The organism is Novosphingobium subterraneum (assembly GCF_000807925.1).
In the GTDB taxonomy this organism is placed as follows: Bacteria; Pseudomonadota; Alphaproteobacteria; order Sphingomonadales; family Sphingomonadaceae; genus Novosphingobium; species Novosphingobium subterraneum.
The window spans coordinates 23,938-43,836 of record NZ_JRVC01000008.1 but is presented as its reverse complement, the minus strand read 5'-3'; the positions used below and the strand labels follow the sequence as shown (position 1 = coordinate 43,836).

The following is a 19,899-nucleotide window of genomic DNA, read 5'->3' as shown; positions in this document are numbered from 1 at the left end:
TCTAGGGCAATCGTGCAAATTCAGATGGGATAATGGCCGGGCTGCGTCTCCATCGTGATCCAGCGCAGCTCGGTGAAACTGTCGATGCCGGCTTTGCCACCGAACCGCCCGTATCCAGACGCCCCGACGCCGCCGAAAGGCATTTGCGCCTCGTCATGCACGGTGGGGCCGTTCACATGGCAGATGCCAGACTTGATCTGCCGCGCCACGCGCAGGCCGCGTGCCGTGTCGCGGGTGAAGACTGCGGCCGACAAACCATACTCGGTGTCGTTTGCCAGTTCGATGGCATGAGCTTCATCGCGCGCACGGATAACGCCAACGACCGGACCAAAGCTTTCGTCGCGGAACAGCTTCATGTCCTGGGTGACGCCCGCGACGACATGCGCCGGCATCAAGACATTGTGCGTGGTCTCGCCCCCGGTCAGCAGTTGCGCTCCCTTGGCAAGCGCATCGTCGATCAGGCTCTTGCAGTGTGCGACTGTCTTTGCGTCCACCACCGCACCCAGCGGCGTCGTCCCCTCGCGCGGATCACCTACCGGCATGGCGGCTACCTTTGCCTTGAACTTCTCGGCGAAGGCGTCCGCAACAGAATCAACCACGATGATGCGTTCGGTCGACATGCAGATCTGACCCTGGTTCATAAACGCGCCGAACGCAGCTGCCTTTACGGCTTCATCAAGGTCGGCATCGTCCAGAACGATCAACGGGGCCTTCCCGCCCAATTCCAGCAGGCAGGGCTTGAGATGCTGCGCCGCGCGAACCGCGATGATCCTGCCCACAGCCGTAGACCCGGTAAAGTTGATGCGCTTCACCTGCGGCGCGTCGATCAGTGCCCCGACGACGTCGGCCGCATCCTTCGGGGCATTGGTGACGACATTGACCACACCTTCCGGGAAGCCAGCCTCGGCAAAGGCTTCGATAATCAGGGCGTGCGTACGCGGGCACTGCTCCGAGGCCTTGAGTATCACAGCGTTGCCGCAGGCGAGGGGCACGGCGATGGCGCGAACGCCCAGAATGATCGGCGCATTCCACGGTGCGATGCCGAGGATCACCCCGACCGGTTCGCGCAAGGCCATGGCCACGCAGCCAGGTTTGTCCGAAGGGATGACCTCACCCGAAATCTGGGTCGTCAGGGCGGCGGCTTCACGCACCATGCTTGCGGCCAGCCCGAGGTTGAAGAGCGCCCAGCCCTTGGTCGCCCCGATCTCGCCCATCATCGCCTCGACGAAGGCATCGGCGCGGCTCTCGAGCGCAGCAGCCGCCTTCATCAATACAGCGCGCCGGGCATTGGGCCCCATGGCCGCCCAAGCTGGAAATGCTGAAGCTGCACGCGCGGTGATTGCAGGAATATCCGACGACTGCATGGCTTCGGCCGTCGAAGCTACCGCGCCAGTCATTGGATTGATGCGCTCAAACAGCATGTGCTCTCTCCCATTTATGTTATGGGTTATAGCAATCAATGTCTGTGGTCGCAACAGGTCATTTGCAAAACCCCGCACCTGATCTTTTGTGCAGGGAATGCATCTTCAGTGCTTGGGGGCAGGATGAACAGCTTGGAGACGACGCAGTGAAATCCCCAAGAAATCTGGGCCTTCGAGGCCGGGCAATCCCGTACACAAATGCGCGCACTCACACACTCAGTTGCAATAAACGCAACTAGACATGTGGCTTTCGCACTTGCACACAGAGCGCAGTTCCCCCATTTCGGAAAGGCCTTTCAGGCATCCTCTCCCAAACTTTTCAGGGCCGCGCCGACAACGGTGCGGCCCATTTTTTGTCTTTGTGTAGCCCTCGCGCTACGTGTCCCACGTCACCCGTGTGGCAGGACGACACTCCGCCCGATGACACTGCGTTCCTCCATGCCCTGGAACGCGAGCTTCCAGTCATCCAAGGGGAAGGCGGCGTGGACGTGGGGTTTGATCCTGCCTTGATCCGCAAATTCCAGGATATGCGCGATGTTCTCCCTGCCTCGATCGGGGAAGCGGCGCCCATATTCCCCTGCCCTGACGCCGACCACCGAGAACCCCTTGATGAGAGGAATGTTCGCACCGATCTGCGGAATCCGGCCGGCCGCAAAGCCGACAACCAGCAACCGACCGTCGAACGCGATGCAGCGCGTCGATTCATCGAACACGTCTCCACCGACGGGGTCGTAGACGAGGTCCACGCCTCTGCCGCCTGTAATGGTCAGCACCTGCTCACGGAAGCCCGCGCTGCCGTCGATAACGTGGGCGGGCTTGTAGAGACCGCCGATCGCTTCCCGTTTTTCCTGCGTGGAGGCCACGGCAATGACCTTCAGGCCAAGAGCCACCCCAAGATCGACGGCAGCCAGTCCCACGCCGCCAGCCGCCCCGTGCACCAACAACCATTCGCCTGCCTGCGCCACTCCACGACATACTAGTGCCACCCAGGCAGTCAGGTAGGCAGCCCGCAAGGCCGCGCCCTGGGCCATCGACAGCCGGTCTGGCAGCCTGAGGAGAGCTCCTTCGGGAAAACACCCGAATTGGGCGACCCCACCGGTGAGCATCCCTGCAATCACACGGTCGCCTTCGCGCCAAGGCCCATCGCTTTTCGCCCGAACCACTACGCCCGCAGCTTCCATGCCCGGAATGAATGGCAAGGCCGGTTTTGCCTGATACTCCCCGCGGGTCATCAGAAGATCGGGAAATCCAAGCGCCGCGGCTTCGATCCGTAACAAGACCTCGTCCGACTGCGGCTCCGGAATCGCGGTATCCACAATGCTAACACCGGACAGGTCGGCGCTCAGATTCTGGACCTGCAGCGCTCGCATCATTCTGGTCATCTCCATCTCCCCGGCAGAGCGTGACGCATTCCGATGGGCTCTCCAACTGCCACTTCTTGACCGATCACCAATAAAATTTCCTGCGCCATTGCTGCAGCGCACAAAGCAAATGGCCTAATGCGCATGGGTCCAGCGCCTTTCTGCAATCTTGATGAAGCCCATCCGCCAAATGGCTGACTTCTGCCAAGAATTTTGAACAAGCGTCCTAACTCGGCCTTCTCAGGTGGAGGAATCGTGCATGAAATCTCCGTTGCAGCCGCCGCCTAGATGCTGCGTGGCAACAGCGAAAACCCCGTAAATCCAAGGGTTTTGCAATAAAAATGGCTTGTCCGACGTGTGCCCTCAGCCTATTTTATGCACGGATCAACAAGCCGGGCAAAACCGCACGGTCCACCAAAATAAGCGAGGCCGAAAAACGGTACCCGCACATAAAGACAGTACGCAGGAGAATGCTCATGAAGACCCTTATCGCCGCCACTTTGGCGGTCGGCTTGCTGTCTGCGCCGCAGATCGCTCTTGCCGCACCTGCCCCACAGACCGTCAACATTGCCATCTCGGCCGACGGCCTCGACCTGTCGCGCGCCTCGGACATGCGCCGTCTTCGGAACCGCATTGCCGACGCCGCTGCAGAAGCCTGTGATCCGGCTGACCGCATGATCGTCACACCGATGCCTGATTATCAGTGCCGCCGTGCCGCGATTGCGAGTGTCGAACCGATGGTTCAGGAGCTTGCGCTCGCCGCCCGCAGCGGGAAGATGGCTCGCCGCTGATCGACCTTGGACCAGCCTCACGCTGGCGTGAAGCTTGGCCAGGGGCGCAACGCCGCCTGAAGGATCGTTTCCCCTTCCGGCGGCGTCTCCACCTTCAGGTGCCGAGCACCTTGATCGCAACCGCTGCCGCGGCGGCCCGTGTCTCTACGCCTAGCTTCTCGTAGATGCGTTCGAGGTGTTTCTGCACGGTACGCGGGCTGATCGCCAGCACCTCCGAGATCATCCCGTTGGACTTGCCGTAGCTTATCCAGAGCAGCACTTCGGCCTCGCGGTCGGTCAACCCCAGCTTGAGCTGCAATTGGGACACGTCCGCCTTGGGATTGAGTTCGTTAAGCCGGATCAGCACTTCACTGTCGCGGTACTGTGCAATCACGACCAGTTCGAGCGCGCTTTCCCCTTGCTCGATCCGGACCGATGCCCCCGTGGCATTTCGCGCCAGCACGCGAAGCAAAGGCAGGCGGATCGCATCGGGCAACTGCCGCTCCTCCCGGCTCCATTCCGGGCTTACCCGAAGGATGGCGCGTTCGGCGAGTGGCGTGCACCAGAGGCAACCGCCCTGGGGATCAACGGACATCATCAGCCGTCCGGTTGCATCGAGGCCGGTAGCGCTCGCCTGCATCGCACGCGCATTGCCCAGATGCACTCGAACCCGCGCCAGCAGTTCGTGCACGTTGACCGGCTTGCGCAGATAATCGACGCCACCAGCTTCGAACCCTTCGATCACATGCTCGCTCTCGGTAAGCCCGGTCATGAACATCACCGGCACGTGCGAAAGCTGCGAGCGTGCCTTGATCTGCCTGGTTGCGGCGAACCCATCGATTCCCGGCATCACGGCATCCATCAGGATCAGGTCGGGCACGACATGCTCAAGCAGGTCCAGCGCGGCGCCCCCCGATATGGCAACCAGCACCGTGATTCCCGCCCCTTCAAGTGCATCGGTCAGGAAACGGAGCGAATCCGGCTCGTCGTCGACGACCAGAACCGTATCACGACGCAAGTTATCGCCACTCATCGGGCAGGTCCTCCAGTGTCCTTCCGATCCCGGCGAGATCAAAGCGGTCGAGATGATCGAACAGGCGCGTGGCTAGCGCTTCTGCAGCAGGATCAGCGGCCGCCAGCGACTTGATCTCTCCTTCAAGAGCCCTGACGTGACCGATCTGGACCAGCGCCTTCAACCTGTCGACGTGTTCGCGCGTTGCGGCCGAAACCTGAACGCTGTCACGCGCGCCAGTGCCAGTTTCCCGCACTTCAGGCATGATCCATTCCAGCTGAAGATGGCGCCCCAATGCGTCGAGCAGCGACCCCAGATCCACTGGCTTGAGCAGAAATGCATCGTGGCTGGCTTGTTGACCGGACAGACCGTGGCGCTCGAACGCGTTGGCGGACAACATCAGGATCTTGAGATCGCGTCCGCACATGGCGCGCAGACGTTCCGCGACATCCCAACCCGACATGCCGGGCATGCTGACATCGCAGATTATGGCGTCGAAAGGCTGCGCATCGGCCAGTGCCAGCGCCGTGGCTCCATCACCCGCCTCTGCGACGTCGAAGCCGACCTCGGTAAGAACGGTCCGCAAGACACACAGGTGATCAGCGTCGTCGTCGACCAGCAGGATCGCGCGCCGGTCCCCCTTGTATCCGGCAGGGCGGACCTTGTCGGCCGCATGATCGACCATTCCCGCAACCTGCGGCGCCATGAGCTTGACCGTGAAGCAGCTCCCACGGCCAACCGCACTGTCCAGCTTGAGGTCGCCACCCAGCATGTTCACGACAGCGCGCGTGATGGCGAGACCAAGGCCCGCCCCTGTCTTCTCGGCCTCGGATGCAGCATCAGCACGCTCATAAGGCGCAAAGATCTGCTCCTGCCGATCAAGCGCAATGCCGGGACCGGTATCATGAACTTCGATCGTGGCGATCTGTCCCGACCACCGCAGCACAAGCCGGATTTCCCCACGCTGCGTGAACTTTACCGCGTTCGACACCAGATTGATCAATGCCTGTCGTACGCGCCGTTCATCAAGCCGCACGAACTCGGGCAGCCGGCCCTGTATGCTGCAGACGAACGACAGGCCCTTATGCGCCGCCAGTGGCGAAAACATCTCGGCTACCTGCTCGACCAGCGCCCCCAGCCGGATCACTCCGTTATCGACCCGGACCACGCCCTGTTCAACCGAGGCGATATCCAGCAGGCCCTCGACGAGGTTGGTCAAATGTTCGGCGCTGCGGCGAATGACACGCGCGGCCGCCAACGGATCGACCTGTGCGCCCCGCTCGACAAGCTGGGCATAGCCATAGATTGCATTGAGCGGCGATCGTATTTCGTGGCTGACATTGGCAAGAAACCGGCTTTTCGCCTCGTTGGCCGCTTCGGCCGCAGCCAAGCGTGCGCGAAGCTCTGCCAACTGATCCTGCGTTTCCACTCGCGACTGCCGGTGCAGCCGTCGACCTGCCTGTGCCCCTTGTCTGCTCCGGCCGCGCCGGGAAGTCTGCATTTCAATGACCCCGCGTGCCTGTGTCGTTGTATGAGGCACGCGGCGATTGTGCACTGCAACCAGCTTGAACTCAAGCCCTGTCAAGCTGTGCCCGGCAGGGCAGATTGTCCCTTCAGATCAGTTGGTCTCGCTGCAACCGTTGCAGCAGGCGCACCGCGACGGAGTGGCGGATTGCCTTCCCCTCGCGCAGCTTTACCCATGTGTTGAGCCCGATACCGAAATGGTTCTGGATAACCTCTGGCTTCTGGCTCTTGAGGACGGACGCCATCTTGTGGACGACAGCGGGCTCGACTTGGGTGAGACGCGGCGTTGACATGTTCCCTCACGGACTATGGTTTCTGCCGACACCATATTTTTTGCAGGGGCGAACAGGCATACGTCATTTGCCGCATCCCATTACTTGACATCTGTCATATTTTGGCAAGCCGGCCACCGAAGGTACCCTGCGACAATCGGATACGTGACGAGCGAAAGACTGCGCACTATCGTGGCTCCAGATCAAGTCGAGGGGAATGGTCATGGCCACGTTATCTGGCACGCACGATTTCGTCCGGTACAATGCAGTTGCGCGCCTGTTTCACGCCGTCATTGCGGCATTGGTTCTGTTCAATATCCTGACCGGTATCTTCGGCGAGGCCATCGAAGATATCTGGCAGCCCTTCCCCGCACACAAGGCCACCGGCATCCTGATCCTGTTTCTCTCGCTCGCCCGGCTTGCCTGGCGCTTCACCTGGACCATGCCGGCTTGGCCGGCAACCATGGGGAAGCTCCAGCAAAGCGTGGCGCGCCTGACGCATGGTGCGCTTTACGTCCTGATGATCGTCGTGCCGTTTACGGGCTGGATCTTTTCCTCGGCGGGCAAGTATCCCCTTTCGATCTACGGCCTGTTTGACTGGCCGAAGCTTCCGGTCGCCAAGGGGTCTGCCCTCGCCGAAGCCGCGCATGAAGGGCACGAAGTTCTCGGCTTCCTGATGGCAGGCCTTGTGATTCTGCATATTGCCGCAGCGCTGCATCATCATTTTGTCATCAAGGACAATGTCTTGCGCCGCATGCTCTGAAGCGCAGACGTATTCTGACCGACAAACCGAGGCAGAACACGTACTAGCCCCATCGAAACGTGCATGGGGGGCGACGGATTTCTGCCATGACTGACTTGGCTCGCACTCCACGCTTGCCCTTGCGCCCAAGCCTCGCCTACCGTCCTGCTCGAGAGTGTGATGCAAGGCGCTGCGACATTCATCCTCCGCGGCAAGGTGGAGCGCGGCACGCTGTCATGACAGGTCGGTACAACAGACGCTTGCCGCTCGCTGTCCTCAGCAGCGCGCATCTGGCGTCAAGCAGGGTGGGACTTGTGCGATGAGCATCATGAAACAATCAGGCGCAAGCGAGATCGACGCAAAGATCATCGACGTGCTGCGCCACCGCGTCGGCAAGGATGAACGCGCCGCCAAGCCGCATGACTGGTACACCGCGACTGTCCTGACCCTTCGCGATGCAATCATCGACCAGTGGATGGATTCCACCCGCAAGACCTATGAGCAGGGCGGCAAGCGGGTTTACTACCTGAGCCTGGAATTCCTGATCGGACGCCTGCTTCGCGATGCCCTTTCCAACATGGGCCTCACGCGCGAAATGGAAAAGGCCCTGCGCGACCACGGATTCGACCTCTCTGCGCTGGAGAACCTTGAGCCCGACGCGGCGCTCGGCAATGGCGGTCTTGGCCGCCTCGCCGCCTGCTTCATGGAGAGCCTCGCCAGCCTCGACATCCCCGCCTATGGCTACGGCATCCGCTACGTGAACGGCATGTTCCGCCAGCGGATCGACGATGGCTGGCAGGTCGAACTGCCCGAAACCTGGCTCAGCCACGGCAACCCGTGGGAGTTCGATCGTCGCGAAAGCGCCTACATCATCGGCTTCGGCGGCGAAGTCGTCGCCAATGGCGATGCGGTCGAATGGCGCCCGGCCGAGAAGGTCGAAGCCAGCGCGGTCGACACCCCGGTCGTCGGCTGGCGCGGCAAGCGCGTGAATACCCTTCGTCTGTGGACCGCCCACGCCTTCGATCCCCTGCGGCTCGATGCCTTCAACGCCGGCGACCATTTTGGTGCGCTTGCCGAACAGGTCCGTGCCGACAGCCTCGTGCGCGTGCTCTACCCCGCTGACTCCACGCCCGCCGGCCAGGAACTGCGTCTGCGGCAGGAGTACTTCTTCACCTCCGCCTCGATCCAGGACATCGTCCGCCGCCATGTCCAATATCATGGCGACATCCGCACCCTGCCCGAGAAGGCCGCGATCCAGCTGAACGACACGCACCCTGCGGTTGCCGTCGCCGAACTCATGCGCCTGATGGTCGACGTGCACGGGCTCGAGTTCAGCGAGGCGTGGGAAGTCACCAAGGCGACTGTCGCCTACACCAACCACACGCTCCTTCCCGAAGCATTGGAATCCTGGCCGCTGCCGCTGTTCGAGCGCCTGCTGCCGCGTCACATGCAGATCGTCTACGCCATCAACAGCCGCGTCCTGCGTGAAGCTCGCAAGGCCGGGATGGACGATGCCGCAATCGCCGCGATCAGCCTGATCGACGAGGGCGGCGAAAGGCGGGTGCGCATGGCCAACCTCGCCTTCACCGGCGCGCACAGCGTCAACGGGGTGGCGGCGCTGCATACCGATCTGATGAAGACCACCGTCTTCTCTGATCTGCACAAGCTCTACCCCACCCGCATCAACAACAAGACCAACGGCGTCACCCCGCGCCGCTGGTTGCAGCAATGCAACCCGGGCCTGACGTCGGTCCTCAAGGACGCGATCGGGCCGGCTTTCCTCGACGATGCCGAAAAGCTTGCCGATCTCAACGCCCTGGCTGAAGATGCCGCGCTCGGCGAACGCATTGCCGAGGTCAAGCGCACCAACAAGATCGCGCTCGCGAAGCACATCAAGGACCTGATGGGCGTCCGCCTCGATCCTGATGCCCTGTTCGACGTCCAGATCAAGCGCATCCATGAGTACAAGCGCCAGCTGCTCAACCTGATCGAGACGGTTGCTCTCTACGACCAGATCCGCAGCCACCCGGAACGCGACTGGGTGCCGCGCGTGAAGATCTTCGGCGGCAAGGCAGCTTCGAGTTACCACAATGCCAAGCTGATAATCAAACTGGCGAACGACATCGCCCGCCGCGTCAATTCCGATCCTTCCGTCGGCGGATTGCTCAAGGTCGTGTTCGTCCCGAACTACAATGTCAGCCTCGCCGAGAGGATCATTCCGGCGGCCGATCTGTCCGAACAGATCTCCACCGCCGGCATGGAGGCCTCGGGCACCGGCAACATGAAGTTTGCACTGAACGGCGCTCTGACCATCGGCACGCTCGATGGAGCGAACATCGAGATCAAGGATCGCGTCGGCGATCCCAACATCGAGATTTTCGGCCTGACCGCGCAAGAGGTCGAGGACAAGCGCGCCAACGGCTACAACCCGCGTGAAGTCATCGAAGCCTCGCGCGAGTTGCAGCAGGCCATCGCCGCCATCGCCACCGGGGTATTCTCGCCTGACGATCCGCAGCGCTACGCCGGGCTCATGGGCGGGATCTATGACCACGACTGGTTCATGGTCGCGGCCGACTTCGACGCCTACCATTCCGCCCAACGCAACATCGACAGCCGCTGGGAACAGCAGGCATCGTGGCGCGCTTCGGCAATCCGCAACATTGCCAACGTAGGTTGGTTCTCGTCCGATCGCACGATCGGCGAGTACGCCCGCGATATCTGGGGGGTCCGAGAGCCAGCATGAAGCCACCGGCGAGCGCCATCGATGCCCTGCTTGACGGGACGCACGCCGATCCTTTCTCGCTTCTCGGCATCCACGAAGGACCAGAGGGCGCATTCGCCCGCGCTGTCTTGCCCGGTGCCGAAGAGGCGGTGGCATGGTCACTCTCCGGCAAGAGGCTCGGCAAACTGACGCGGGTCGACGGGCGCGGCCTGTTCGAAGGGAAGGTCAAGGGCCCGCGACAGCCGGTTCGGTACGCCTGCACGGCAGGCACGCACGAATGGCTGGTAACCGATCCTTACTCCTTCGGCCCTGTCCTAGGCCCGCTCGACGATTTCCTTATTGCCGAGGGCACCCATCACCGCCTGTTCGACAAGTTGGGCGCCCACCTGATCGACCATGAGGGCGCCAGCGGTGTCCACTTCGCGGTCTGGGCGCCGAATGCGCAGGTCGTCAGCGTTGTCGGTGACTTCAATGATTGGGACCAGCGTCGCCACCCGATGCGGCGTCGTGCCGACATCGGCGTGTGGGAAATCTTCATCCCCGACATCGGCGAACACCGCGCCTACAAATACCACGTGATCGGCGCCGACGGCACAGTGCTGCCCCTGAAAGCGGACCCCTTCGCCCAGGCCGCAGAATTCCGCCCCAGCACGGCCTCGATCACAGCGCACCCGGTCAAGATGGATTGGGGCGACGCCGATCACCGCGCCCACTGGGCCAGCGTCGATGCTCGTCGCCAGCCGATGTCCATCTACGAGGTCCATCCGGGTTCCTGGCAGAAGCCGCATGACGAGGGCTTCTACACCTGGGACGAACTGGCCGACCGACTGATCCCCTACGTCGCGGAGATGGGTTTCACCCACATCGAATTCCTTCCCGTCTCGGAACACCCCTACGATCCGTCATGGGGTTACCAGACCACCGGCCTGTATGCCCCTTCGGCCCGCTTCGGCCCACCAGAGGGCTTCGCGCGCTTCGTGGACGGTGCGCACCGCGCCGGCGTTTCGGTGCTGATTGACTGGGTACCCGCCCACTTCCCCACCGATGAACACGGCCTCGTCCGCTTCGATGGCACCGCACTCTACGAACATGAAGACCCTCGCCTCGGTTTTCATCCTGACTGGAACACGCTGATCTACAACTTCGGCCGTCGCGAAGTCGTCAGCTTCCTCGTCAACAATGCGCTCTTCTGGGCCGAGCGTTACCACGTCGACGGCTTGCGCGTGGATGCCGTCGCCTCGATGCTCTACCGCGATTACTCGCGCAAGGCGGGCGAATGGATCCCCAATGCCGAAGGCGGGCGTGAGAACTGGGAAGCGGTCGAATTCCTAAAGGCGATGAATCGCGCGGTCTATGCCAGCCACGCCGGCTTCCTGACGATCGCCGAGGAATCCACCTCCTGGCCCGGCGTCAGCAAGCCAGCGTTCGACGAGGCCCCGCGTGAGCACCTTGGCTTCGGCTTCAAGTGGAACATGGGCTTCATGCACGACACGCTGCAGTACATGTCGCGTGACCCGATCCACCGGCAGTACCACCACAACGAGATCACCTTCGGGCTGACCTACGCCTTCAGCGAAAACTTCGTCCTCCCGCTCAGCCATGACGAAGTCGTCCACGGCAAGGGCTCGCTCCTGAACAAGATGAGCGGCGATGACTGGCAGAAATTCGCCAACCTGCGCGCCTATTACGGCTTGATGTGGGGCTATCCCGGCAAGAAGCTGCTGTTCATGGGGCAGGAATTCGCGCAGCGAAGGGAATGGAGCGAGGCCCGCTCGCTCGACTGGGACCTGCTGAATGCCCCGGCCCACGAAGGCGTCCGCCGCTGGGTCCGCGATCTCAATCGCGTCTATACAACCCGCCCCGCCCTCCATGCCTGCGATTGCGAGCCGGATGGCTTCGAATGGCTGGTCGTCGACGATGCACAGGCCTCGGTTTTCGCCTGGCTGCGCAAGGCTCCCGATGCCAGGCCCATCGCGGTGATCTGCAACATGACGCCGCAGGTGCACGACCACTACCGCCTGCCGCTGCCGCACGACGGCGAATGGCGTGAAGTGCTCAACAGCGATGCGCAGGACTACGGCGGCAGCGGGATCGGCAATCTCGGGCAGGTCACGGCCGAAGGCGGTGCCGCCTTCGTGGTGCTGCCACCACTGGCCACGCTGATACTCGAATTCCAGGGATAAGAACGGAGAACAGGGGATGCGCGAAACTTACTCTCAGCCACTGGCCCGCGATGCGATGGCCTATGTCCTGGCTGGCGGCAGGGGCAGCCGATTGAAGGAACTGACCGACAACCGCGCCAAGCCTGCGGTCTACTTCGGCGGCAAATCACGCATCATCGACTTTGCCCTCTCCAACGCGATCAACTCGGGCATCCGCCGCATCGGCGTCGCCACGCAGTACAAGGCGCACTCGCTGATCCGCCACATGCAGCGCGCGTGGAACTTCATGCGTCCCGAACGCAACGAGAGCTTCGACATCCTGCCCGCCTCGCAGCGCGTCTCGGAAGATCACTGGTACGAAGGCACTGCCGATGCCGTGTTCCAGAACATCGACATCATCGCCTCCTATGCGCCCAAGTACATGGTCATCCTCGCTGGCGACCACATCTACAAGATGGACTACGAGCTGATGCTCCGCCAGCACGTAGACAGCGGCGCAGACGTCACCATCGGCTGTCTCGTGGTGCCGCGCATGGAAGCCACCGGTTTCGGCGTGATGGCCGTGGACAAGCACGACACGATCACCGACTTCATTGAAAAGCCTGCCGATCCTCCCGGCATTCCCGGCAACGAGGAAATGGCGCTGGCTTCGATGGGCATTTATGTCTTCGAGACGAAGTTCTTGTTCCAGATGCTGCAGGAAGACGCTGACGACCCGAACTCAAGCCGCGATTTCGGCAATGACATCATCCCCAAGATCGTGAAGAACGGCAAGGCGGTGGCACATCGCTTCACCAATTCCTGCATCCGTGCGGCCGAAGAAATCGAGGAATACTGGCGCGATGTCGGCACGATCGACGCCTATTTCGAGGCCAATCTCGATCTTACCGACACGGTGCCCAAGCTCAACATGTACGACCGCGACTGGCCGATCTGGACCGACCAGATCATCGCCGCGCCGGCCAAGTTCGTGCACGACGAAGATGGCCGTCGCGGCATGGCGATCTCCTCGCTGATCTCACAGGATTGTATCGTCTCCGGCGCCATCGCCCGGCGCAGCCTGTTGTTTACAGGGGTAAAAATGGGCTCGTTCTCTTCCTGCGAGGAAGCGGTGATCCTGCCCTATTGCAACATCGGTCGTGGCGCCCGGCTCAGCCGCGTGATCCTCGATTCCGGCGTGCGCATTCCCGAAGGCCTCGTCGTGGGTGAGGATCCGGAACTCGATGCCCGCCGCTTCCGCCGCTCCGAAAGCGGGGTTTGCCTCATCACCAAGCGGATGATCGACCGGCTGGCATGACGATCAGGGTCCTGTCCGTTGCCTCCGAGGCGGTGCCGCTGGTCAAGACCGGCGGCCTTGCCGACGTGGCAGGAGCGCTGCCTGCTGCGGTTGCGCCGCATGGCGTTGAAATGACGACGTTTCTTCCGGGCTATCCGGCAGTGATGAAGGCGCTTTCCCGCCCTCGAGCGCTGCATACCTGGGACAACCTGCTGGGCGAAAAGGCGCGGCTGGTCGGCGGCAAGATCGACGGCCACCCGTTGTTAGTCCTTGATGCACCAGCCTTTTTTCAGCGCGATGGCAACCCGTACGTCGACTCTTCAGGCCGCGACTGGGCCGACAACTGGCGTCGCTTTGCCGCATTCGGTCGGGCGGCGGCGGATGTTGGTGGGGGCATGGTCAAGGGACGCGCGTTTGACTTGGTCCACGCGCATGACTGGCAGGCGGCCATGGCATTGGCATACCTGCGTTTTTCGCCGCCCGACGGTGGCAAGCGCGTGCCCTCGGTAATGACCATTCACAACATGGCGTTCCAGGGCCACTACGGCGCGGACGTTTTCCCGGCGCTCGGTTTGCCGCCCCATGCCTGGGCAATGGACGGGGTCGAATATCACGGCGGCGTCGGCTTCCTGAAGGCAGGACTCGAGGCGGCGAGCATGATCACCACGGTGAGCCCGACTTATGCGCGCGAGATCCGCACCGCCGAATTTGGCATGGGATTGGAAGGACTTATCGTCAGTCGAGCCGATCGGGTGACGGGCATCGTCAACGGCATCGACACCGTGCAATGGAATCCGGCAACCGATGTCCAACTCCCGCAGGCATATGGGCAACTCTCGAAGGCAAACGGGCAACTCTCCCTGGGCAAACGGGTAGCCAACAAGCGCGCACTTGAGGCAGAATTCGGACTTGAAGCGAGCGACGGCCCTCTCTTCATCGCCGTCACCCGCCTCACCTGGCAGAAGGGCATCGACGTCCTTCTCGAGTGCATCGACCACCTCGTCGGCATCGGCGGGCGCCTCGCCCTCCTCGGTTCCGGCGACAAGGCGATGGAGAACGCCTTCCACGCCGCGGCCATGCGCCACCCCGGCAAGGTCGGTGTGCGGATCGGCTATGACGAGGGCCTTTCGCACCGCATGCAGGGTGGTGGCGATGCGATCCTCGTGCCTTCGCGCTTCGAGCCCTGCGGCCTGACGCAGCTTTATGGCCTTGCATATGGGTGCGTGCCGGTGGTGGCGCGGACTGGGGGGCTTGCGGACACCGTGATCGACGCCAATCTGGCGGCCGTGATGGGCGGCGTGGCGACGGGGGTGCAGTTCGATGGCGTGAATTATGCGAGCCTTGCCGATGCCATCAGCCGCACTGTCACACTCTACTGGCAACGCGATACCTGGCGTGCCATGCAGCGCGCCGGAATGAAGACCGACTTCTCCTGGAACCGCTCCGGCAAGGCCTATGCGGACCTCTATGCCGCCCTCATCGCGGAGGACCAATGACCCGTACCGTACCGTCGACGCCCTACTCCGACCAGAAGCCCGGCACTTCCGGCCTGCGCAAGAAAGTGAAGGTTTTTCAGCAGCCGGGCTACGCTGAAAACTTCATCCAGGCAGTGTTCGATGTGGTCGAGCGGGAGCCGGGCAGCACATTGGTCCTCGGCGGTGACGGTCGCTTCCACAATCGCACCGTGATCCAGCAAGCGATCCGCATCGCCGCGGCCAATGGCTATGGCAAGGTGCTGGTCGGCCAAGGCGGCATCCTCTCCACCCCCGCCGCATCGAACGTGATCCGCAAGTACGGCGCCAGCGGTGGCCTGATCCTTTCGGCAAGCCACAACCCTGGCGGGCCCGACGAAGACTTCGGCATCAAGTACAACATTGCCAACGGCGGCCCTGCCCCCGAAGGCGTGACCGAGGCGATCTATGCCCGCACCCGGACCATCGACCGCTGGCTGACCGTCGATGCCCCCGATGTCGATCTCGACACGCTGGGCACGACGCAGGTTAGCAACCTCACTGTCGAGGTGATCGATTCCGTTGCCGACTATGCCGAGCTGATGGAAGAGCTATTCGACTTCGCCGCCATCCGCGCCAATGTCAGCGCCGGTTTCACCATGGCGTTCGATGCGATGAGCGCCGTAACCGGCCCCTATGCCACTGAAATCCTAGAAGGCCGTCTGGGATTTCCCAAGGGCACGGTGCGCAATGGCGTTCCGCTGGAGGACTTCGGCGGGCATCACCCCGACCCGAACATGGTCCATGCCCACGAACTGTTCGAGACGATGTTCGGTGCTGACGCGCCCGATTTCGGCGCAGCATCGGACGGGGATGGCGACCGTAACCTGATCGTCGGGCGTCACCGCTTCGTCACGCCTTCGGACAGCCTCGCCATGCTTGCGGCGAACGCACATCTCGCACCGGGCTATGCGAGCGGCCTCAAGGGGATTGCCCGGTCGATGCCCACCAGCGCCGCGGCTGATCGCGTTGCCGAAGCGCTTGGTCTGCCTTGTTTCGAGACGCCGACCGGCTGGAAGTTTTTCGGCAACCTCCTGGATGCCGGCATGGCCACGATCTGCGGCGAAGAAAGCGCCGGGACCGGCAGCGATCACGTGCGCGAGAAGGATGGCCTGTGGGCCGTGCTGCTCTGGCTCAACATCCTTGCCGTCCGCAAGATCAGCGTCGACCAGCTTGCGCGCGAGCACTGGGCGAAGTTCGGCCGCAACTATTACGCCCGCCACGATTACGAAGCGCTGCCGACCAACAAGGCCGACGCGCTGATGGCGGAACTGAAAGCTGCACTCGAAAGCCTTCCGGGCCAGACTTTCGGATCGCTCGCAGTCGCCCAGGCCGACAACTTCTCCTACCTCGATCCGGTCGACGGCTCTACCAGCAGCAACCAGGGCGTGCGCGTGATGTTCGCGGGCGGCTCGCGCGTGGTCTTCCGCCTCTCCGGCACCGGTACCGAAGGGGCGACCTTGCGCGTCTACCTCGAACGCTATGAACCGGTTGGCGGCGACCTCGATCGCGAAACGCCCGACATGCTGGCCGACCTGATCGCGGCAGCCGATGCCATCGCCGGGATTGCGCGGCACACCGGACGGACTGCGCCCGACGTGGTGACGTGACGCCCGGCGTCGAGATCACGGACGGCAAGACCCGCTTTACCGTCCGCTCGCCGCATGCCGAAGCCCTGACGCTCTGCCTGTTTGACGGCGAGCCTGAACAGCGCGTGGCCATGACGCGCGTGGGCGAGAACTGGACGGCCGAACTGCCCGGCGCGTTGTGCGGCATGGGTTATGGCTACCGCGCTTCGGGAGCGTGGAATCCGGCGGCCGGCCAGTGGTTCGATCCCGCCAAGCTCCTGGTCGATCCTTACGCCATCGAACTCGACCGCCCCTTCACCTACGACGCCAGCTTATCAGTCTATGGCGTGGATACGGCGGCGATTGTGCCGAAGGCGGTGATTGGCCTCTACGAACCGGCTACCCCTGCACCGCCGCTATTCCGGCACGGAGGCCTGATTTACGAGCTCAACGTGCGCGGCTTTACCAAGCTGCACCCAGATGTGCCCGAGGCATTGCGAGGCACTGTCGCCGCGCTCGCGCATCCGGCGGTGATCGCGCACCTCAAGCGCCTGCACGTTTCCGCCGTGGAGCTCATGCCGGTGGTCGCCTGGATCGACGAGCGGCATCTCCCGCCGCTCGGCCTCAGCAATGCATGGGGCTATAACCCGGTGGCGATGATGGCGCTGGACCCGCGGCTGTGCCCCGGCGGCGTTGCCGAACTGCGCAAAACCGTTGCCGCACTGCGCGCCGAAGGGATCGGCGTGATCCTCGACATCGTACTCAATCACAGCGGCGAGTCCGACGTGCTCGGGCCGGTCCTGTCGCTGCGCGGGCTGGACGACGGAGCCTATGCCAAAGCGTCTGACGGCAGACTGATCAACGACACTGGATGCGGCAACACCCTTGACTTCGGCAATCCCGCGGTGCGCCAACTGGCGCTCGATAGCCTGCGGCACTTCGTCCGCCACTGCGGCGTTGACGGCTTCCGCTTCGATCTCGCCCCGATCCTCGCAAGAAGCCCGGGCTTTGCCGCCGATGCTCCGATCTTTGCCGAGATTGCCGCCGATCCACTCCTGGCCGACCGCGTCATGATCGCCGAGCCTTGGGACGTTGGCCCCGGCGGGTACCAACTGGGGAGTTTCCCCCCGGGCTGGCTCGAATGGAACGACAGGTATCGCGATGACGTGCGCCGGTTCTGGAAAGGCGAGGCTGGCGTTGACGTGCTGGCCACGCGCGTTGCCGGTTCCTCCGATCTGTTCGGGAAAGACTGCCGCTCGGTCAACTTCCTGGCCGCGCACGACGGCTTCACGCTGGCCGACACCTTGGCCTACGAGCACCGCCACAACGACGCCAACGGCGAGGACAATCGCGACGGACACGGCGAGAACTTCAGCTGGAACAACGGCGCCGAGGGCGTGACCGAAGATCCGGAAGTCCTCGCCCGGCGCTCTGCCTTTGCCCGCGCCATGCTCGGCACGCTGTTCGTTTCGACCGGAACGATCATGCTGACCGCCGGGGACGAGTTCGGCCGCAGCCAGCTCGGCAACAACAACGCCTATGCGCAGGACAATGCGATCACCTGGATCGACTGGGAAGGCCGTGACCGCCACCTCGAGAGCTTTGTCTTCGGATTGGCCGCGTGGCGCAACGAACGATCGAGCGCATTTGTGCGCTTCTCAGAAAACGGCCAATGGCGTCGGCTGGATGGGGCGCCCATGCATCCGGGAGACTGGGAATGGCCGCAGACCCGCGGATTCTCGTGGGAAGGCCCGGACTATTGCCTTCTTATAGACCGGACCGGACCGAACGCCGGTCCGGCCTGATCATCATGCCCCCAGACGGCGCAATGCGCGGTCGGGGTGAAAGGAGCCGAGCGGCACGCGCTCACCGCTTTCCAGCGTGACCGGCCTGGGCAGGAGCTGGTTCAGCAGCAGCCGACCAAACGTCCATTCACCGAGGCGGGATTCAGCATTGATGTGCCCGACCTCACCCGCGTCGGCGAAGCGGCTGCCCCACGCCTGGGCAAGCTGGCGGGCCTGCCCGATGCCCATGTAAGGATCGTTCCTGCTGGCGACGAGGATCGACGGGAACGGCAGCTCTCCATGCGGGAACGGCGCAAAACGGGTAAGCCGACGGTCGATCGGGCGCACTTCGACATCGGGCGGGGCAACGAGCAATGCGCCCAGAACCCTTCCGTCTGCAGGTTTTTCGAACTCGGCCCACCAGGCGACCGCCAGGCAGCCCAGGCTGTGAGCGACTAGCACGACCGGACGATCGGCCTTGTGCACGGCGAGGTTGATCTTGTTGACCCAGGTATTGCGATGCGGATCGTCCCACAGGCCGAGATCAATGCGCTCGCAATCGGGCAGGTCCTGCTCCCACTGCGATTGCCAGTGGCCGGGGCCGCTGTTGCCGAGGCCGGGAACGGTAAGGACAAGCGGGTCCTGCCCCGCGAACGAGCGTTGGTGAGTCATGTGCTGTCTCCAGAAAAGGAAGGCCGGTCGACTCGGATTACGTCCCGACATTCAGCAGAGATAACTCAACTATTTTGATAGACAAGAGGTGTGCGCCGGATTGCAGGCCGTTTGCGTCAGACTGATTACGCGCCTTTGGAGCTTCGTGCGCGGCGGAAGGCTGTGGTGGTCTGCCCGGTCCGCGCCTTGAAGAAGCGGGCGAAATAGGCCGGGTCGGCAAAGCCCAAGGCATAGGCGATCTGCGCCGCACTGGCCCCCGAGAAGGCAAGATTGCGGCGAGCTTCGAGGACCAGGCGATCATGCACGATCTCGGCAGGCGGCTTTCCGATCAGCGCTCGCGTGGCGCGGGTCAAGGTTGACGTGGCCGTGCCCAATCGGGCGGCGTAGTCGGCAACAGGCAGATGCTCGCGATAGTGCCGCTCGACCAGTGCCCTGAAGCGGGCGACAAGGGGTTCGCGCCCATCGGCCGGCGCATCGAGGTTGCCTGTGCCCGCTTCGATGGCCGTGGCAAGGATAAGCGCGACCTGGGCCAGCAGTGTCGGGCCGACCTGATCCTCCTGCCCCAGGCGCTGGCCAAGATCCCCCAGCAACCATGCAAGGCGCTGGAGTATCAGCGGGTGGGCGGCGAGTGATATAGCCAAGGCACTGCCGCCAAGCGCTTCCATGCTGCCGAGCAAGCCCCTGAGACGCGGATCGTTGGCGAGGTCGGCAGCGACGGACAACACCCAGCCTTCGGCACCTGCATCAAAGCGGAAGGCGTGCACGCAGGCGGGCGGGACGATCACCAGAACCGGAGCTGCGAAGCTCTGGACAGAACGCTCCCCATGCAATTCGCTGCCGCCGTTCTCCACCACCAGCAATTGCAGCATGTGGGGATGCGCGTGGGGATCGATTGTCCAATCGTGCAAGGTGGCACGATCGCGGATGCGTTCGAGATGGACGAACTCCGGCGGCAGGGAAATCCCCTCCTCACCGTAGAGCGTATAGCGACTGAAGCCTTCTTTCCGCATCTGCCGCAATGTCGCAGGCTGCGCGAAAAGTGCAAGTTTTTGCGCGCGCGGTGCGTCGCGCCAATTGCGCTTTGCGTGCAGCATCAATCGGG

At 63.0% G+C, this 19,899-nt stretch carries 15 protein-coding genes; 8 read left to right on the top strand and 7 right to left on the bottom strand.

Annotated features, from left to right (window positions below; translation table 11 throughout):
- Positions 1 to 20: 20 nt before the first annotated feature.
- Both NJ75_RS09555 and NJ75_RS09550 read right to left on the bottom strand, forming a co-directional pair.
- Positions 21 to 1,421, bottom strand: coding sequence for an aldehyde dehydrogenase (locus NJ75_RS09555; protein WP_039333836.1), 1,401 nt, complete (start codon positions 1,419 to 1,421; stop codon positions 21 to 23).
- Between the two features lie 389 nt (positions 1,422 to 1,810).
- Positions 1,811 to 2,794, bottom strand: coding sequence for an NADPH:quinone oxidoreductase family protein (locus NJ75_RS09550; protein WP_330217047.1), 984 nt, complete (start codon positions 2,792 to 2,794; stop codon positions 1,811 to 1,813).
- 464 nt (positions 2,795 to 3,258) lie between these two features.
- Between NJ75_RS09550 and NJ75_RS09545 the strand changes: the two genes are divergently transcribed.
- Complete coding sequence (locus NJ75_RS09545) at positions 3,259 to 3,573, top strand: UrcA family protein (RefSeq protein WP_039333834.1); 315 nt, start codon at positions 3,259 to 3,261, stop codon at positions 3,571 to 3,573.
- Positions 3,574 to 3,667: 94 nt separating this feature from the next.
- Here the strand turns inward: NJ75_RS09545 and NJ75_RS09540 are convergent, their stop codons facing one another.
- The 3 genes from NJ75_RS09540 to NJ75_RS09530 all read right to left on the bottom strand — a co-directional run bounded on the left by NJ75_RS09540 (position 3,668) and on the right by NJ75_RS09530 (position 6,381).
- Positions 3,668 to 4,585: a response regulator gene (locus NJ75_RS09540; protein WP_039333832.1), complete on the bottom strand. Its 918-nt coding sequence runs from the start codon at positions 4,583 to 4,585 to the stop codon at positions 3,668 to 3,670.
- Entirely contained in the window at positions 4,572 to 5,975 is a 1,404-nt protein-coding gene (locus NJ75_RS09535) for an ATP-binding response regulator (protein WP_236727108.1), read from the bottom strand. The genes NJ75_RS09540 and NJ75_RS09535 overlap by 14 nt, the downstream gene beginning before the upstream one ends.
- A gap of 202 nt (positions 5,976 to 6,177) precedes the next feature.
- Positions 6,178 to 6,381 (bottom strand): hypothetical protein, encoded by a 204-nt coding sequence (locus NJ75_RS09530; protein ID WP_039333830.1) that lies wholly within the window; start codon positions 6,379 to 6,381, stop codon positions 6,178 to 6,180.
- Between the two features lie 202 nt (positions 6,382 to 6,583).
- Here NJ75_RS09530 and NJ75_RS09525 point away from each other — a divergent pair, with 202 nt between their 5' ends.
- From NJ75_RS09525 to glgX, 7 genes are all read left to right on the top strand, one after another.
- Positions 6,584 to 7,123: a cytochrome b gene (locus NJ75_RS09525; protein WP_039334047.1), complete on the top strand. Its 540-nt coding sequence runs from the start codon at positions 6,584 to 6,586 to the stop codon at positions 7,121 to 7,123.
- 298 nt (positions 7,124 to 7,421) lie between these two features.
- Entirely contained in the window at positions 7,422 to 9,845 is a 2,424-nt protein-coding gene (locus NJ75_RS09520; RefSeq protein WP_039333828.1) for a glycogen/starch/alpha-glucan phosphorylase, read from the top strand.
- On the top strand, positions 9,842 to 12,007 hold the full coding sequence (glgB, locus tag NJ75_RS09515) for a 1,4-alpha-glucan branching protein GlgB (protein WP_039333825.1): 2,166 nt from the start codon (positions 9,842 to 9,844) through the stop codon (positions 12,005 to 12,007). Before NJ75_RS09520 ends, glgB begins: the two co-directional genes overlap by 4 nt.
- A 16-nt stretch (positions 12,008 to 12,023) precedes the next feature.
- Entirely contained in the window at positions 12,024 to 13,283 is a 1,260-nt protein-coding gene (gene glgC, locus NJ75_RS09510) for a glucose-1-phosphate adenylyltransferase (RefSeq protein WP_082013340.1), read from the top strand.
- A complete protein-coding gene (gene glgA, locus NJ75_RS09505) occupies positions 13,280 to 14,758 on the top strand; it encodes a glycogen synthase GlgA (protein ID WP_039333823.1) in 1,479 nt (492 codons plus the stop codon). The genes glgC and glgA overlap by 4 nt, the downstream gene beginning before the upstream one ends.
- On the top strand, positions 14,755 to 16,383 hold the full coding sequence (locus NJ75_RS09500) for an alpha-D-glucose phosphate-specific phosphoglucomutase (protein ID WP_039333821.1): 1,629 nt from the start codon (positions 14,755 to 14,757) through the stop codon (positions 16,381 to 16,383). The genes glgA and NJ75_RS09500 overlap by 4 nt, the downstream gene beginning before the upstream one ends.
- The gene (glgX, locus tag NJ75_RS09495) at positions 16,380 to 18,146 is read left to right on the top strand and encodes a glycogen debranching protein GlgX (RefSeq protein WP_039333819.1); all 1,767 of its coding nucleotides are present in this window, start codon (positions 16,380 to 16,382) and stop codon (positions 18,144 to 18,146) included. The genes NJ75_RS09500 and glgX overlap by 4 nt, the downstream gene beginning before the upstream one ends.
- Positions 18,147 to 18,149: 3 nt before the next feature.
- Here glgX and NJ75_RS09490 read toward each other — a convergent pair whose 3' ends face one another.
- Entirely contained in the window at positions 18,150 to 18,797 is a 648-nt protein-coding gene (locus NJ75_RS09490) for an RBBP9/YdeN family alpha/beta hydrolase (RefSeq protein ID WP_039333817.1), read from the bottom strand.
- 125 nt (positions 18,798 to 18,922) lie between these two features.
- Positions 18,923 to 19,807, bottom strand: coding sequence for a helix-turn-helix domain-containing protein (locus NJ75_RS09485; RefSeq protein ID WP_169745713.1), 885 nt, complete (start codon positions 19,805 to 19,807; stop codon positions 18,923 to 18,925).
- Positions 19,808 to 19,899: the final 92 nt, after the last annotated feature.

What these genes read in the sequence shown, in the direction of transcription:
- NJ75_RS09555 (WP_039333836.1), bottom strand. Translation starts at nt 1,421, where the DNA reads ATGCTGTTTGAGCGCATCAATCCAATGACTGGCGCGGTAGCTTCGACG.
- NJ75_RS09550 (WP_330217047.1), bottom strand. Translation starts at nt 2,794, where the DNA reads ATGATGCGAGCGCTGCAGGTCCAGAATCTGAGCGCCGACCTGTCCGGT.
- NJ75_RS09545 (WP_039333834.1), top strand. Translation starts at nt 3,259, where the DNA reads ATGAAGACCCTTATCGCCGCCACTTTGGCGGTCGGCTTGCTGTCTGCG.
- NJ75_RS09540 (WP_039333832.1), bottom strand. Translation starts at nt 4,585, where the DNA reads ATGAGTGGCGATAACTTGCGTCGTGATACGGTTCTGGTCGTCGACGAC.
- NJ75_RS09530 (WP_039333830.1), bottom strand. Translation starts at nt 6,381, where the DNA reads ATGTCAACGCCGCGTCTCACCCAAGTCGAGCCCGCTGTCGTCCACAAG.
- NJ75_RS09525 (WP_039334047.1), top strand. Translation starts at nt 6,584, where the DNA reads ATGGCCACGTTATCTGGCACGCACGATTTCGTCCGGTACAATGCAGTT.
- NJ75_RS09520 (WP_039333828.1), top strand. Translation starts at nt 7,422, where the DNA reads ATGAGCATCATGAAACAATCAGGCGCAAGCGAGATCGACGCAAAGATC.
- glgB (WP_039333825.1), top strand. Translation starts at nt 9,842, where the DNA reads ATGAAGCCACCGGCGAGCGCCATCGATGCCCTGCTTGACGGGACGCAC.
- glgC (WP_082013340.1), top strand. Translation starts at nt 12,024, where the DNA reads ATGCGCGAAACTTACTCTCAGCCACTGGCCCGCGATGCGATGGCCTAT.
- glgA (WP_039333823.1), top strand. Translation starts at nt 13,280, where the DNA reads ATGACGATCAGGGTCCTGTCCGTTGCCTCCGAGGCGGTGCCGCTGGTC.
- NJ75_RS09500 (WP_039333821.1), top strand. Translation starts at nt 14,755, where the DNA reads ATGACCCGTACCGTACCGTCGACGCCCTACTCCGACCAGAAGCCCGGC.
- NJ75_RS09490 (WP_039333817.1), bottom strand. Translation starts at nt 18,797, where the DNA reads ATGACTCACCAACGCTCGTTCGCGGGGCAGGACCCGCTTGTCCTTACC.
- NJ75_RS09485 (WP_169745713.1), bottom strand. Translation starts at nt 19,807, where the DNA reads ATGCGGAAAGAAGGCTTCAGTCGCTATACGCTCTACGGTGAGGAGGGG.